Here is a 14,665-nt window from a genome sequence, read left to right on the forward strand (position 1 = left end):
CGCGGCGAAGCGGGCTTTTTTCATTGGGTGGTGGCTGCTATATGCGGCCCATGAGCACGAGGACGATGACGATCAGCACGATGAGGCCGACGCCGCCGCTAGGCCCGTAGCCCCAGGAGCGGCTGTAGCCCCAGCTCGGCAACGCGCCGATCAATATCAGGATCAGGACGATGAGCAGAATGAACGAGAGGGACATGATTTTCTCCTGGGACGTTTGTTGTAACGAGCCTTGATGCTCATCGTCCCGCGGCGCCGCTAGCGCCGGAGAGCCGCCCCTTCGGCGGTCAGGGCTGTCCTACCGTTGGCGTCGGCGCTTGGCGCTTGCTTCGTCGGAGAGCAGGAAGTGCATGCCGATGGCGAACGCCAGGAAGACGGCGCCCAGACCGCCGACGATGGTTGCTCCGCCCCACAGATCGAAGAAGCCGTCGAGCCGGGCGTCCTTCGGGTCGGCGGGGTCGAAGAACACCCCCACGACCTCTCCCTTGTCGTAGGCGGGCGGGCGGGCTGCTGCTGCTCGACGGCGCGAACTCGACGATTTCGCCAGACGGCGCCTTGAAACGCACCAGCGGGCGCCATGTGTCCGAGCTGTTGCGGCGAGAACTCTCAACCCGCAGCAGCTCGATCACCTCGCCTTGCGCGCGGCTGGCCGAAGCGATGAACTTGGTGGTGTTCTGGTACAGGAGCCACGCGCCGACGAGCATCACGACGCCGATGAGGCCGAAGACCAATTTGACGATGCCGGCCGATTTCATTCAGGCACCTCAGCTTCGCGTCAGCTCGGCCAACAGGGTGCCGACGGCCGCGAGCAGCAGACCGACGGCTAGAAAGCCCGCCGCCCCGAGCGTGAAGAGCAGCGCCTGTCGCCAAGGGCGCGTGCGAAAGAAATAAACCGGAATGCCCAGCAGCGGAAAGACCCCCGCGAGCAATGCCGAGCGGCCCGGAGGAATCACGCCGCGCGCGAGTCCCTCGGCCCGGCACCATGTGTAGCAAAGCGCCGAGATCAGGATGGCGTGCGCCACGTCGAGCACGGTGTAGTCCTTGCCGCGCACCGGCGGCAGGAAGGCGTCGACCACGCCCACCAGGAGGAACGAGAGGCCCAGCACCAGCAGGATCCAGCGCGGCCGATTCATCGTCATCGCGGCACCCGGGTCCTGGCGGCTGTCGTCAGAGCTTTGCGAGCCGGTCCAGTGCGGCGAGCAGCGTCTCGTCCTTCTTGGCGAAGCAGAAGCGCACCACGCGCTGGTCGAAGCCGTTCCCGTAGAACGCCGACAGCGGAATCGCCGCCACGCCGATCTCGCGGGTGAGCCACAGGCAGAAGTCGGCCTCGGAGAGATCGCTCACGGCAGAGATGTCGACGCACTGGAAGTAGCTGCCTTCGCTGCGCAGCAACCGGAAGCGCGTCTTCTCGGCCAGGCCCGCGGCGAACAGGTCCCGCTTGCGCTGGTAGAAGGCGGGCAGTTCGAGGTAGGGCTTCGGCTCGGCCATGTACTGCGCGAGCGCATGCTGCATCGGCGTGTTGACGGTGAACACGTTGAACTGGTGCACCTTGCGGAACTCGGCCATCAGCGGCGCGGGCGCCGCCACATAGCCGACCTTCCAGCCGGTCACGTGGTAGGTCTTGCCGAAGCTGCTGACGATGAAGCTGCGCGCCGCCAGGCCAGGGAAGCGGGCCACGCTCTCGTGGCGTGCGGCATCGAACACCATGTGCTCGTAGACCTCGTCGGCGATCACGAACACGTCGGTGGGCGCGAGCAGTTCCTCGAGCTTGCGCATCTCGACCTCGGTCCAGACCGTGGCGCTCGGGTTGTGCGGGGTGTTGATGATGATCGCGCGCGTGCGCGGCGAGAGCGCGGCGGCGATCTTGTCGAAGTCGGGGCGGAAGGTGCCGGGCACGAGCGGCACGCGCACCACGCTGCCGCCGGCCAGGTCGATGTTTGGCACGTAGCTGTCGTAGCAGGGCTCCAGCACGATCACTTCGTCGCCGGGCCGCACGATGGCCAGGATGGCGGTAATGATCGCCTGCGTCGCGCCGGCGGTGACGGTGATCTCGGTGGCTGCGCTGTAGCTGTGGCCGTAGAGCGCGGAGATCTTGGCGGCGATGGCATCGCGCAGCGCCGGAATGCCCGGCATCGGCGGGTACTGGTTGTGGCCCGCGGCCATGGCGGCCGTCACGTCTTCGAGCAGCTTCGGATCGCAATGGAAATCCGGAAAGCCCTGGCCTAGATTGACCGCGTTCTTCTCGGCGGCCAGCGCCGACATGACGGTGAAGATGGTGGTGCCGACGGCCGGAAGCTTCGTCGTGATCTCGGGCGTGCGGGGAGAAGAAAGAACAGTGCTCATGGTGGTCGTGGGTTCAGTGATTCCGCCGCGCCTTCCCTCTTCGTGGAACACCGCAGAACCGGCTCCGCCGGGCTGCTGGTGTTGCCACCTCAAAGGGGGGTGGCGAAGCGACACGAAGTGCGCGAAGACTGGGGGTGATCCTATAGCTCGTAGTCTTGTTGATGGCCGCTCAGCGCCTTGGCGATCAGGTTGCGGTCGAGCCGGTCGGAGAGCAGCTCGGCGAACTTGAAGACGAAGTTGCGCAGGTACGCGCTGCGCTTGAACGCGACACGGGCAATATTCTGGCCGAACACCTGGCCCATCGGGCGCACCACGAGGTCGGCGTTCGACTCGTCGCGCACCGCCATCTCGGCCACGATGCCTACGCCCAGGCCCAGGCGAACGTAGGTCTTGATCACGTCGGAATCGATCGCCTCGAGTGCGATGCGCGGCGTGAGCTTCTTCTGCGCGAAGGCGTGGTCGATGCGCGTGCGGCCGGTGAACGACGGGTGGTAGGTGATGATCGGCTCGCTCGCCAGATCTTCGAGCGAAATGCGCTCCTTGGCGGCCAGCGGATGGTCCTTGGGCAGCACCAGCACGTGCTGCCATTCGTAGCAGGGCAGGGTCACGAGTTCGGCGTAGCCGTCGAGCGATTCGGTGGCGATGCCGATCTCGGCGATCTCGTCGATCACCATGCGCGCCACCTGGTCGGGCGAGCCCTGATGCAGGCTCACGTTGACCTTCGGATAGGCCTCGCGCAGGTTGGCCACGGGCACCGGCAGCACGTAGCGCGCCTGGGTGTGGGTGGTGGCGATCGAGAGGGTGCCGCTGTCCTGGGCGCTGAACTGTTCGCCGATGCGTTTCAGGTTGCCCACCTCGCGCATGATGAGTTCGATGCTGGCAATGACATGCTGGCCCGGCTCGGTCACGCGTTTGAGGCGCTTGCCGTGGCGCGCGAAGATCTCGACGCCAAGCTCTTCTTCGAGTTCGATGATGGCCTTGGAGACGCCCGGCTGCGAGGTGTGAAGTGCCTTGGCCGCCTCGGTAAGGTTCAGGTTGCGCCGCACGGCTTCCTGAACAAACTTGAATTGGTGCAGATTCATATCAAATTCCGTCTTATTGCGGAATTCATTATGCCTTCGCAATCTATCGAAATTGCCGGGTCTCAGGATTTGACCGCAATTCTCGCCAGCAATTCGACCAATTCGGGCTCCTCGCCGACGATGCGGGCGAGCGTGAAATCGACCTGCGGCCAGGTCGTGCGTAGGTTGTCGAGCTGAAGCGGAAGGTCTTCTCGGGCGTGCTTGCCCATGCCGAGGAACAGGGGAACGACTCGGATGGCGGTGGCGCCATCGGCGATCAGCCCGGCTGCCGCCGAAGGGAGGTCGGGCGTGGCCAATTCCATGTAGGCGCAGACGACGTGCGCAGCGGGGTCGTCCTGCAAGACCCGCGCGGCCACCGCCTCGATGGGCTCGCGCCAGCGCTCGTCGCGCGAACCGTGCGCCAGCAGGACGGTGCCCTGCGATGCGAGAGCCCCGGTCATCTTCGAAGAACCAGCCAGCTGAAGGCCGTCAACGACATCACCGAATAGATGAGCCCCGGCGCCGCCGCCGTGAGCCAGGGCGACCAGTTGCTGAGGTTGCCGAGGTAGCCGAACACGTTGTTCAGCAGGAAGAAGCTGATGCCGATCATCACGCCGCCGAACACATAGGTCGTGATGCCCGCCTGGCGAAAGTGCAGGTAGGCGAAGGGCAGGGCGAGCACCACCATCACCAGGCACGACAGCGGATAGAACACCTTGCGCCAGAACTCGATCTCGTAGCGCTGCGCGGTCTGGCCGTTCGCATCCAGGTGGCGGATGTAGTCGAACAGGTCGATGGTGCTCATGCGGTCTGGCCGCAGCAGTGCCACAGACACCATTTCGGCGGTCAGCGAAGTCTTCCAGTCCATCGCGGGAATTTCGGTGGTGACGATGCGGGCCTTGTCGGCGGCGCTGCGCGTGTCGTAGTCCTGCTTCTCGATGTCCGCGAGCGCCCAGTGCCCATCCAGGATGCGCGCGGACTTGGCAACCAGCTGCTTGCTCACGTAGCCGTTGGCGTCGAATTCGAAGATGCGCGCATTCTTGAGCGAGCCGTCGCGCGCTATGGACAGCACGTTGACGGCGTAGGACACGTTGTCGCGTTTCTCCTTGAGCCAGGCGCCTGTGTTGCCCACCAGCGAATAGGTGCCCTGGTAGCGCGACTTCAGGAGCTGGCCGGTGCGCTCGGACATCGGTGCGATGTAGTCGCCCACCGCGAAGGTCAGGATGACGAAGCCCACGCCGAGCAGCAAAAGGGTGCGCAGCGCGCGCCAGGGGCCCAGGCCGCTGGTTCTCAGGATGGTGTATTCGGAGCTCTGCGCGAGGCGCGCCATCACGAAGATGCAACCGATAAGCACGGTGATCGGCAGCAGTTCATAAAGATGGCTGGGGACCAGCAGCGCCACATAGATCAGCGCCTGCATCGGCCCGTAGGCCAGGCTTTCGGGCTTGCCGACGGACTGCAGCTCGTCGACGAAGTCGAAGAAGAAGAACAGGCTCAGGAAGCCGAGCGTCACGAAGGCCACCGCCTTCAGTGCCTCGACATAGATCAGGCGTCGGATTGTTTTCACGAGGTGGGGTCGATCTTGTGGGGCTGCGCAGGCTGCAGGCCGCCGGCGATCACGCGCGCGGGCTTCCGGCGCTGGCCCCAATTGTTGTTGCGCAGGAACAGCCACGCTGTGGCAATGAGGAAGACGCCGCCATGCAGGAGGAGCATGAAGCTGCCCATGCCGTAGCGGCCGGAGCTGATCCAGCTTTGCCCCAGGTTCAGCAGGTTGTAGTAGATGACGAATGCGAACAGCGCGAACAGCAGGTTGCCGCTGCGGCCCACGCGCGGATTCACGCTCGAGACGGTCAGTGCCAGCAGCACGAAGTTGATGGCGGCCAGCAGCATGCCGATGCGCCAGCCCAGCTCGCCCAGGCTCGCGCTGCTGCGGTCGCGCAGCAGCGAGAGCGTGGTGCGGGCGCGCGGCGGGGTGGTGTTGGCGGTGGCGTCGGCGCTGCCGCCGGCGCGGGTGCCGTAGGTCTTGAACTCGCTGATCTTGAGGCCCGAAGTCGGCAGCAGCGGACGCTCCAGGCGCTGGCCGTTGCTGAGCATCAGGAAGCGGTTGGGACCGATGTCCTCGATGCGGCCGCTGCGCGCCGAAGTGGTGATCTGCAGGCCGCGCTCGATCGCCCAGATGAAGACGTTGGTGGCGGTCGCGCCGTCCGGCGTGTCCTTGTCGATGAAGAAGACGCGCATGCGGCCTGAGGATTCACGGAACTCGCCGGGCGTCACGCGTTCGATGTCGCTGCGCTGCTCGTACTGCTGGCGCATGCCCATGGTCTGCGAGTTGGCCCAGGGCCAGCCCACCATCGCCATCACGGCGATCAGGATCAGCACGGGCCACGCGAAGCGGAACAGCGGCTCGACGAAGTCGGCGAGGCCCCGGCCGCTGGAGAACCAGATGACCATCTCGCTGTCGCGGTACATGCGCGAGAGGGTGCCGACGATGGCGATGAACAGGCTCAGGCTCAGGATGGTCGGCATGTAGCCGAGCACCGTGTAGGCCATCACGAGGAACACCTCTTGCGGGTTCACACTGCCCTTGGACGCGAGCCCGAGGGTACGGATGAGCATCATGGTCATCACGATGGTGACCAGAACCACGAGGGTCGCTCCGAAGCTGCGGGACAGCTCCTTGCGTAGGGAAGAATGGAATAACATCGTTCGAGGAAAAAAAGGATTATGGACTTTCAACTCAAGCCCCTCACCATCGCCCAGGCCGCAGCCGAAAAATCCGACGTCCTCATCGTGCTCGTCGGCAGCGCGCCCATCGCCTCGAAAGACGCCCTTTCCGTGCTGGCCGCCAGTGCCAGGAAGGCCGGCGACCTGCCCGACAAGGCCGGCAAGCTCCTGTCACTCTACCGCCCGGACGACGTCGTAGCCTCTCGCGTCGTGCTGGCAGCCATCGGCGACGGCAAGCCCGCCTCGGTTCGCAGCGGGGTCATCGCGGCGGTCAACGCGGCCAAGGCCCATCGGCCCAAGCGGGCCGTCGTCGTATTTGCCCAGCCGGCCGACGGCGCCGCCGTCGCCTGTGCGGTCACTGCCGCGGCCGAAGCCAGCTATGTCTACACCACCACCAAGCCGAAGGCCGAGGCGCGCAGCATCCGCCACCTGACCATCGGCGTGGCCGATGCGGCCGGCACAAGCAAGGCCTTCGACGAGGCCCGCGCCACCGTGCTCGGCATCGAGCTGGCCAAGGAGTGGGGCAACCGCCCGGCCAACCACGCCACGCCCACGCTGCTGGCGGAAGCCGCCAAGGGCCTGTCCAAGCTCCCCAATGTCAAATGCGAGGTGCTCGGGCCCAAAGAAGTCGAGAAGCTGGGCATGGGCTCCTTCGCCGCGGTGGCGCAGGGCTCGGCCGAGCCCCTGCGCTTCATCGTGCTGCGCTACCAGGGCGCACCCAAGGACCAAGCGCCGGTGGTGCTGGTCGGCAAGGGCATCACCTTCGACACCGGCGGCGTTTCGCTCAAGCCCGCGGCCGAGATGGACGAGATGAAGTTCGACATGTGCGGCGCAGCGAGCGTGCTGGGCACCTTCCGCGCGCTCGGCGAGATCCAGCCGGCGATCAACGTGGTCGGGCTCATTCCCTCGTGCGAGAACATGAACGACGGCAAGGCCGTCAAGCCGGGCGACGTGGTCACCAGCATGAGCGGCCAGACCATCGAGGTGCTCAACACCGACGCCGAAGGCCGGCTCATCCTGTGCGATGCGCTGACCTATGCCAAGCGCTTCGATCCTGCCGCTGTGATCGACATCGCCACGCTCACCGGCGCCTGCGTGATCGCGCTCGGCGGCGTGCGAAGCGGCCTGTTCGCGAGCGACGAGACGCTGGCTGCGGCCCTGCAGGCGGCGGGCGAGGAATCGCAGGACCGCTGCTGGCGCCTGCCGCTGGACGACGAGTACGCGGAAGGCCTCAAGAGCAACTTCGCCGACGTGGCCAACATCGGGGGGCGTGCCGGTGGCGCGGTCGTCGCGGCCAAGTTCCTGCAGCGTTTTGTCGGCGACTACGCATGGGCGCACCTGGACATCGCGGGCACCGCATGGAAGAGCGGCGCGGCCAAGGGATCTACGGGCCGGCCGGTGGGGCTTCTGGTGTCCTACCTGACGACGCGTGCGGCCAGCACGGCCGCTACCGCTGCACCCAAGGCCAAGGCCGAACCCAAGGCGCCGACCCGGAAGGCCCGGTCCTCCAAGTGACCGAGATCGGCTTTCACTTCAACGCGCCCGACAAGCTGAACTACGCTTGCCGGCTCGTTCGCAAGGCCGTGAATGCGCGCGGCCTGCGGGTGGTGGTGGTCGGCGACGCGCAGGCGCTCGACGTGGTCGATGCCGCGCTCTGGCAGCTGTCGCCCGTCGACTTCGTCGCGCACTGCCGCGGCGACGCGCAGGCCCACGTGGTGGCCCGCTCGCCGGTGATTCTTTCGTCTGAAGGTGCCGACGCGGCATCGTGGCCGCACCGCGAGATGCTGGTGAACCTGGGCCTCGAAGTGCCCGCAGGATTCGAGCGCTTCGAGCGCCTGATCGACATCGTGAGCGACGAGGCCAACGACCGGCAGATCGGCCGCTCGCGCTGGCGCCATTACGCCGACCGCGGCTACACCATCCAGCCGCACGACTTCGCAAGGAGCGCTTCCTGATATGGCCAGCACGCTGCGCACGCCGCCCCGGTTCGTTCCCACGCTGACCACGGTGCTCGACATTCCGGCAGAGCCCGCGAGCGCCGAGCCGTTCGATGCGCCGGCGCCACAGCCCGATCCGGCCAGCGCGGTGGCGCTGCCGCCCGCGGCGCAGCTCACGCAGGCGGAAATCGTGAGCCTCGAAGAGCAGCTTCTGCATCGCGTGCTGCAGCGCGTGGACCTGTCGCTCGAGGAGCGATTGAGCGATGCGGTGTCCGCCGCGGTGCAGCAGCAACTGGACGACATGGTGCCTCGTCTGCGCGGTGAAATCGAAGCCGTTTTGCGCGCGCTGGTGATCGAATCGATGGCCGCCGAACTCTCGGAAAACACAGGGTCTACGCCAGCTTCCGGCGCATAAATCCTCGGCTAAACTGCGCCGCAGGTCGGAATGGCGTGAGGGTGCCGCTGGTCTGCGGCGCGAAACTTGCGAGGTCTGCGCGCCCGGATCACACGACCGGTTTTTTATTGTTTTCATCCAAGTTCTGGAGGTTTCCCATGCAATTGAAATGGACTGCGGTCGCACTGGCTGCACTCACGCTGGTGGCTTGCGGCAAGAAAGAAGAAGCTGCTGCACCCGCTGCAACGCCGGCGCCCACGGCGGCCGCCCCCGCACCCGCAGCACCTCCTGCCGATGCACTGGTCGTCAAGATCGGTCACGTCGGCCCGACCAGCGGTCCCATTGCCCACCTTGGCAAGGACAACGAGTTCGGCGCCAAGATGGCCATCGAAGACCTGAATGCAAAGGGCCTCAAGATCGGCGACAAGGTTGCCAAGTTCGTGCTGGTTCCCGAAGACGACGCTGGCGATCCGAAGCAAGGCACGGCCGTCGCCCAGAAGCTGGTCGACGAAAAGGTCAACGGCGTGGTCGGTCACCTGAATTCGGGCACCACCATTCCCGCTTCCAAGCTCTACAGCGACGCCGGCATTCCGCAGGTTTCGCCGTCGGCAACCAACCCCAAGTACACGCGCCAAGGCTTCAAGACCACGTTCCGCGTGGTGGCTGACGACACGCAACTGGGTGGCACGCTCGGCAAGTACGCGGTCGACACGCTCAAGGGCAAGAACATTGCCGTGATCGACGACCGCACGGCTTATGGCCAAGGCGTTGCCGAAGAATTCGAGAAGGCTGCCAAGGCCGCCGGCGCCACCATCGTGGGCCACGAGTTCACCACCGACAAGTCGACCGACTTCAACGCCATCCTGACCAAGCTGAAGGCTGCCAAGCCCGACGTCCTGTTCTTCGGCGGCATGGACGCTGTCGGCGGCCCGATGCTCAAGCAAGTCAAGCAACTCGGCCTGAACGTCAAGTTCATGGGCGGCGACGGCCTGTGCACCGGCGAACTGCCGAAGCTGGCCGGCGATGCGATCGGCGAAGACATGGTGGTCTGCGCCGAAGCCGGCGGTGTCGACGGCGACTTCAAGCAGCCGCTGGAAGACTTCAAGGCCAAGTTCAAGACCAAGAACGGCGTCGAAGTGCAGATCTATGCACCGTACGTCTATGACGCGGTCAACGTGCTGGCCGAAGCCATGGTCAAGGCCGGTTCTTCGGAGCCTGAAAAGTACCTGCCTGAAATCGGCAAGCTGCAATACAAGGGCGTGACCGGCCCGATCGCCTTCGACGAAAAGGGCGACATCAAGAACGGCGCGCTGACCCTGTTCACGTACAAGGGTGGCGTCCGCACGCAGATCGCCGTGGTGCGCTGAAGCGCATAGGCAACCGCGCGATTCGCGCGGCTTGTCTCGCAAAAAAGAAAAGGGCCTTCGGGCCCTTTTTTCATTTGTAGTGCGCTGCAGCGCGCGTCGTCAGAGGGGAGCGAGGCCCGAGGGGCGATCGGTGTTGCAGTACTCGATGAAGGCATCGAGATCGCGCGACTTGTCGAACACGGCATCGGCTCCCAGCGCCTGGCAGCGGGACCGGATGTCCACGGTCACGTAGTTGCTCAACACCACGACCCGCTGGCCCGCGGAGCGGACCTTGCAGCCAGCAAGCACGCCCAGGCCGGAGCCTTCCTTGAGGAACAGGTCGACGATCAGAAGTTGCCAGTCGTCGGGGTGGGCCGCCAGCCACGCCAGTGCGTCCGACTCGGTTTCGGCAAAGCCGACCACATGGCCATTGACCAGATCCTCGAGTGCCGGGACCAGGTTGTCTCTGATGGTCTTGTTGTCCTCGACGAGGAACGTGATGAGGGACATGCCTTGGTTTCGCTTTGAGAACCAATAGCGTAGCGTGCCCAGCGTGGTCGCAGCGTAGGAGAAGGGAGACGGACCGAAGGACCGTTGTTCTGGGGCCCGTTCAGCTCGGGTCGTTGGCGCGGATCCTGGCCTTGAGCTTCTCGGCCAGCGCCTGGCTCTCGTCGCGCTCGGCAGTCGCCTCGATGCGCTTCTCGATTTCTTCGCTCAGCGCGGCGTTCACCTCGGCCAGCTTTTCCGCCGACTTGGCCAGCTTCTCTTCGAGCTGGCTGGTGTGTTCGATGGCCTGCGCCACTTCGCCGACCTGGATTTCGTCGGGCAACTCTTGCTCGAGCACCGTGCTCACCACGGCCAGGTTGTCCGATGCCCGTCGCACATCGGCGGCGACTTCTTCGCTCTTTTGAAGCGTCTTGTCCAGGGAGGTCCTGCCACGCGGCGCGGTTTGGGTCTGTCCAGCCATCGAGGCTCCTTTTGCGGTTCTTGCCGGCTTGAAAAGTAAAACCTTTGGATCGTACCGCCAGACGAATGCGTCGGTGGACTTGACCCCAGTTGTTGCAAAGCAACGTGTCACAGGACATCCCGGACGACAAAAAAGCCCAAGTGCTTGTGGCGACTTGGGCTTCTTCTTGCTGACTCTGCATGTTCGCGAACGGTTACGAACAATCAATCTCTGGCGGAGCAGGCGGGATTCGAACCCGCGGAGGGCTATTAACCCTCACACGCTTTCCAGGCGTGCGACTTAAACCGCTCATCCACCGCTCCTGAGCCCACGATTATAGCAGTCGCTCAACTCGGATTCGAAGGCTTTCCAGCCTGAACCATGCGCATCGCAGAGGCGATGAGCGCCGCGGTCTCGCTCATGTTGCTCGGCACGATCAGCGTGGTCTTAGAGTCGGCCGCGACCTTGCCGTAGGCATCGACGGCGCGTTCGGCCACCTTGAGCTGCACGGCCTGTTCGCCACCCGGCTGCTGGATGGCGGCAGCCACGCGCTCGATGGCGTCTGCGGTCGCGGTGGCCACCGCGGTGATGGCGGCGGCTTCGCCCTGGGCGTTGTTGATCTGGGCCTGCTTCTCACCTTCGGAGCGGGCGATGAAGGCCTCGCGCTCGCCGGTAGCGATGTTGATTTGCTCCTGGCGGCGGCCTTCCGAGGCTGCGATCAGCGCGCGCTTGCCGCGCTCGGCGGTGATCTGCGCCTGCATGGCCAGGAGAATTTCCTTCGGCGGCGTCAGGTCCTTGATTTCGTAGCGAAGCACCTTCACGCCCCAGTTCAGCGCAGCCTCGTCGATGGCAGCCACCACCTGGGCGTTGATCACGTCGCGCTCCTCGAAGGTCTTGTCGAGCTCGAGCTTGCCGATCACGCTGCGCAGCGAGGTTTGCGCTAGTTGCGTCACGGCCACGATGTAGTTCGACGAGCCGTAGCTCGCGCGCATCGGGTCGGTCACCTGGAAGTAGAGGATGCCGTCGACCTGCAGCTGCGTGTTGTCGCGCGTGATGCAGATCTGGCTCGGCACGTCGAGCGGGATTTCCTTCAGGCTGTGCTTGTAAGCCACCCGGTCGATGAACGGGATCAGGAAATTGGGGCCGGGCGTCATGGTGCCGTGGTACTTGCCCAGGCGCTCGCGCACCCAGGCGTTCTGCTGCGGCACGAACTTGACCGACTGGCTGATGAAGATGATCGCAATGACCAAGATGATGAGGGGGACCGAAAATTCCATGGTGCTCTTCCTTTTCTAAGCTCTGTTCTGCTGACTAGATCTTGTCGACGACGAGGCGGCTGCCGACCACCTCGACCACGCGGTGCTCGCCCGTCGAAGTCGGATGGCCCGCGCGCTGCACGACGGTCCATTGGGCGCCGCGGTAGCGCACGGTGGCGGTGCCGTCGGGGTTCCATGCATCGACATGCACGCTCTCGCCGATGTCGAGGTTCACGTCGCGGTTGGTGCCGGAGGCCGCTGCCCGCGGACGCTTGCGCTGGATCGAGTACCAGACCAGCACGGCACCCACGCCGATCACGGCGGCCACGATCAATTGGGTGATGGTGCCGAAGCCCAGGTGCGCTGCAATCGCCGCGGCCGCGAAACCGGCCGCCAGCAGAAGCAGGTACACCGTGCCCGAGAGCAGCTCGACCACGATGGCGGCGCCCGCGATCAGCCACCAGATGGTGGAATTCGCCATGACAACTCCTCTTTTTTGCTTGTTCGATGCGCGCCATTCTGAGGCATACGGCGCCAAGCGCTTGCCCTGCGTAGGGGTACTGGCCCCAGAGGAGTGCCTCGTGCCGTCGTCGCCCAAATGTCTTGCACCAGGCTGACCAAATCCTTCATCTGAATTCCGTACACTTCGCGCCTCATTGCCTGTCCGGAGCCCTGCTCATGAAATTCCGCTTCCCCATCGTCATCATCGACGAGGACTTCCGCTCCGAAAACACCTCGGGCCTCGGCATTCGCGCGCTCGCGCAGGCCTTCGAAAGCGAGGGCTTCGAGGTGCTGGGCGTCACGAGCTACGGCGACCTGAGCCAGTTCGCGCAGCAGCAAAGCCGCGCCAGCGCCTTCATCCTTTCGATCGACGACGAGGAATTCACGGTCGGCCCCGATCTCGATCCGGCCGTGCTGAACCTGCGCACCTTCATCGGCGAGGTGCGGCGCAAGAACGCGGACGTGCCCATCTACATCTACGGCGAGACCAAGACCGCGCGCCACATCCCCAACGACATCCTGCGGGAGCTCCACGGCTTCATCCACATGTTCGAGGACACGCCGGAGTTCGTGGCGCGCCACATCATCCGCGAGGCCAAGAGCTATCTGGAAGGCGTGCAGCCGCCGTTCTTCAGGGCGCTGATCGACTATGCGGAAGACGGCTCGTACTCCTGGCACTGCCCGGGCCACTCGGGCGGCGTGGCGTTCCTGAAGAGCCCGGTGGGCCGCATGTTCCATCAGTTCTTCGGCGAGAACATGCTGCGCGCCGACGTCTGCAACGCGGTCGAAGAACTGGGGCAACTGCTCGACCACACCGGCCCGGTGGCGGCCAGCGAGCGCAATGCGGCGCGCATCTTCAACGCCGACCATTGCTTCTTCGTGACCAACGGCACCAGCACCAGCAACAAGATGGTGTGGCACCACACGGTGGCGCCCGACGACGTGGTGGTGGTCGACCGCAACTGCCACAAGTCGATCCTTCACGCGATCATCATGACCGGCGCGATCCCGGTGTTCATGAAGCCCACGCGCAACCACTTCGGCATCATCGGCCCGATCCCCAAGAGCGAGTTCGAGCAGAGCGCCATCAAGGCCAAGATCAAGGCCAACCCGCTCCTGGCCGACGTGGACCACGAGAAGGTCAAGCCGCGCGTGATGACGCTCACCCAGTCGACCTACGACGGCGTGATCTACAACACCGAGACCATCAAGAACATGCTGGACGGCTACGTCGACACGCTTCACTTCGACGAGGCCTGGCTACCGCACGCCGCCTTCCACCCGTTCTACGGCGCCTATCACGCGATGGGCAAGCGCCGCGTGCGGCCCAAGGAATCGCTGGTGTTCGCCACGCAGTCCACGCACAAGCTGCTGGCCGGCATCAGCCAGGCCAGCCACGTGCTCGTGCAGGATTCGCAGAATCGCGCGCTCGACCGAGACCTCTTCAACGAGGCCTACCTGATGCACTCGTCGACCAGCCCGCAGTACGCGATCATCGCGAGCTGCGACGTGGCCGCCGCCATGATGGAGCCGCCCGGCGGCACCGCGCTGGTGGAAGAAAGCATCCTCGAGGCGCTCGACTTCCGCCGCGCCATGCGCAAGGTCGAGGAAGAGTTCGGCAAGGACGAGTGGTGGTTCAAGGTCTGGGGCCCCGAGAAACTCGTCGACGAAGGCATCGGCCGCGCCGACGACTGGATCATGAAGGGCGAGAAGGACGGCAAGCCCAAGAACAAGAAGAGCCCGCGCAACTGGCACGGCTTCGGCGACCTGGCCGACGGCTTCAACATGCTCGACCCGATCAAGTCGACCATCGTCACGCCCGGCCTCGACCTGGAAGGCAACTTCGCCGAGACCGGCATCCCTGCGAGCGTGGTGACCAAGTTCCTCGCCGAGCACGGCGTGATCGTGGAGAAGACGGGCCTCTACAGCTTCTTCATCATGTTCACCATCGGCATCACCAAGGGCCGCTGGAACACGCTGCTCACGGCGCTGCAGCAGTTCAAGGACGACTACGCGCGCAACCAGCCGATGTGGCGCATCCTTCCCGAGTTCTGCCAGCAGCACCCGGGCTACGAGCGCCTGGGCCTGCGCGACCTGTGCCAGCACATCCACCAGCTCTACGCACGCTACGACGTGGCGCGCCTGACCACCGAGATGTAC

At 64.9% G+C, this 14,665-nt stretch carries 17 protein-coding genes and 1 tRNA gene; 5 read left to right on the forward strand and 13 right to left on the reverse strand.

What is annotated here, in order from left to right:
- Positions 1-37 precede the first annotated feature (37 nt).
- The 8 genes from RT97_RS32530 to lptF all read right to left on the reverse strand — a co-directional run bounded on the left by RT97_RS32530 (position 38) and on the right by lptF (position 6,104).
- Positions 38-196 (reverse strand): DUF3309 family protein, encoded by a 159-nt coding sequence (locus tag RT97_RS32530; RefSeq protein WP_080898321.1) that lies wholly within the window; start codon positions 194-196, stop codon positions 38-40.
- Positions 197-295: 99 nt separating this feature from the next.
- The gene (locus RT97_RS34200; protein WP_080898322.1) at positions 296-607 is read right to left on the reverse strand and encodes a DUF3592 domain-containing protein; all 312 of its coding nucleotides are present in this window, start codon (positions 605-607) and stop codon (positions 296-298) included.
- Between the two features lie 154 nt (positions 608-761).
- A complete protein-coding gene (locus RT97_RS16040) occupies positions 762-1,136 on the reverse strand; it encodes a hypothetical protein (protein ID WP_042579779.1) in 375 nt (124 codons plus the stop codon).
- A 28-nt stretch (positions 1,137-1,164) separates the two neighbouring features.
- A complete protein-coding gene (locus RT97_RS16045; protein ID WP_042579780.1) occupies positions 1,165-2,340 on the reverse strand; it encodes a pyridoxal phosphate-dependent aminotransferase in 1,176 nt (391 codons plus the stop codon).
- 140 nt (positions 2,341-2,480) lie between these two features.
- The gene (locus tag RT97_RS16050; protein ID WP_042579781.1) at positions 2,481-3,422 is read right to left on the reverse strand and encodes a CysB family HTH-type transcriptional regulator; all 942 of its coding nucleotides are present in this window, start codon (positions 3,420-3,422) and stop codon (positions 2,481-2,483) included.
- Positions 3,423-3,484: 62 nt separating this feature from the next.
- Positions 3,485-3,862: a sirohydrochlorin chelatase gene (locus RT97_RS16055; RefSeq protein WP_042579782.1), complete on the reverse strand. Its 378-nt coding sequence runs from the start codon at positions 3,860-3,862 to the stop codon at positions 3,485-3,487.
- Complete coding sequence (gene lptG / locus RT97_RS16060; RefSeq protein WP_042579783.1) at positions 3,859-4,968, reverse strand: LPS export ABC transporter permease LptG; 1,110 nt, start codon at positions 4,966-4,968, stop codon at positions 3,859-3,861. Before lptG ends, RT97_RS16055 begins: the two co-directional genes overlap by 4 nt.
- Positions 4,965-6,104 (reverse strand): LPS export ABC transporter permease LptF, encoded by a 1,140-nt coding sequence (lptF, locus tag RT97_RS16065; RefSeq protein WP_042579784.1) that lies wholly within the window; start codon positions 6,102-6,104, stop codon positions 4,965-4,967. Before lptF ends, lptG begins: the two co-directional genes overlap by 4 nt.
- A 21-nt stretch (positions 6,105-6,125) precedes the next feature.
- Here lptF and RT97_RS16070 point away from each other — a divergent pair, with 21 nt between their 5' ends.
- The 4 genes from RT97_RS16070 (at position 6,126) to RT97_RS16085 (ending at position 9,823) form a co-directional block, all read left to right on the forward strand.
- Positions 6,126-7,640, forward strand: a complete 1,515-nt coding sequence (locus RT97_RS16070) for a leucyl aminopeptidase (RefSeq protein WP_042579785.1) — start codon at positions 6,126-6,128, stop codon at positions 7,638-7,640.
- Positions 7,637-8,080, forward strand: coding sequence for a DNA polymerase III subunit chi (locus RT97_RS16075; RefSeq protein WP_042579786.1), 444 nt, complete (start codon positions 7,637-7,639; stop codon positions 8,078-8,080). Before RT97_RS16070 ends, RT97_RS16075 begins: the two co-directional genes overlap by 4 nt.
- A gap of 1 nt (position 8,081) precedes the next feature.
- Positions 8,082-8,477, forward strand: coding sequence for a hypothetical protein (locus RT97_RS16080; protein WP_042579787.1), 396 nt, complete (start codon positions 8,082-8,084; stop codon positions 8,475-8,477).
- A 137-nt stretch (positions 8,478-8,614) separates the two neighbouring features.
- A complete protein-coding gene (locus RT97_RS16085) occupies positions 8,615-9,823 on the forward strand; it encodes a branched-chain amino acid ABC transporter substrate-binding protein (protein WP_042579788.1) in 1,209 nt (402 codons plus the stop codon).
- Between the two features lie 99 nt (positions 9,824-9,922).
- Here the strand turns inward: RT97_RS16085 and RT97_RS16090 are convergent, their stop codons facing one another.
- The 5 genes from RT97_RS16090 to RT97_RS16110 form a co-directional block, all read right to left on the reverse strand.
- Positions 9,923-10,312 (reverse strand): response regulator, encoded by a 390-nt coding sequence (locus tag RT97_RS16090; protein ID WP_042579789.1) that lies wholly within the window; start codon positions 10,310-10,312, stop codon positions 9,923-9,925.
- A 100-nt stretch (positions 10,313-10,412) separates the two neighbouring features.
- On the reverse strand, positions 10,413-10,769 hold the full coding sequence (locus RT97_RS16095; RefSeq protein ID WP_042579790.1) for a hypothetical protein: 357 nt from the start codon (positions 10,767-10,769) through the stop codon (positions 10,413-10,415).
- 211 nt (positions 10,770-10,980) lie between these two features.
- Positions 10,981-11,071, reverse strand: a tRNA-Ser gene (locus RT97_RS16100).
- Between the two features lie 24 nt (positions 11,072-11,095).
- Positions 11,096-12,025, reverse strand: a complete 930-nt coding sequence (locus RT97_RS16105) for an SPFH domain-containing protein (protein ID WP_042579791.1) — start codon at positions 12,023-12,025, stop codon at positions 11,096-11,098.
- 34 nt (positions 12,026-12,059) lie between these two features.
- The gene (locus tag RT97_RS16110) at positions 12,060-12,485 is read right to left on the reverse strand and encodes an NfeD family protein (protein WP_042579792.1); all 426 of its coding nucleotides are present in this window, start codon (positions 12,483-12,485) and stop codon (positions 12,060-12,062) included.
- Between the two features lie 197 nt (positions 12,486-12,682).
- Here RT97_RS16110 and RT97_RS16115 point away from each other — a divergent pair.
- A partial coding sequence (locus RT97_RS16115; RefSeq protein ID WP_042579793.1) for an arginine/lysine/ornithine decarboxylase occupies positions 12,683-14,665 on the forward strand: 1,983 nt, incomplete at its 3' end.

Origin of the sequence: Variovorax paradoxus (assembly GCF_000834655.1) — a bacterium.
Classification (GTDB): Bacteria; Pseudomonadota; Gammaproteobacteria; order Burkholderiales; family Burkholderiaceae_C; genus Variovorax; species Variovorax paradoxus_F.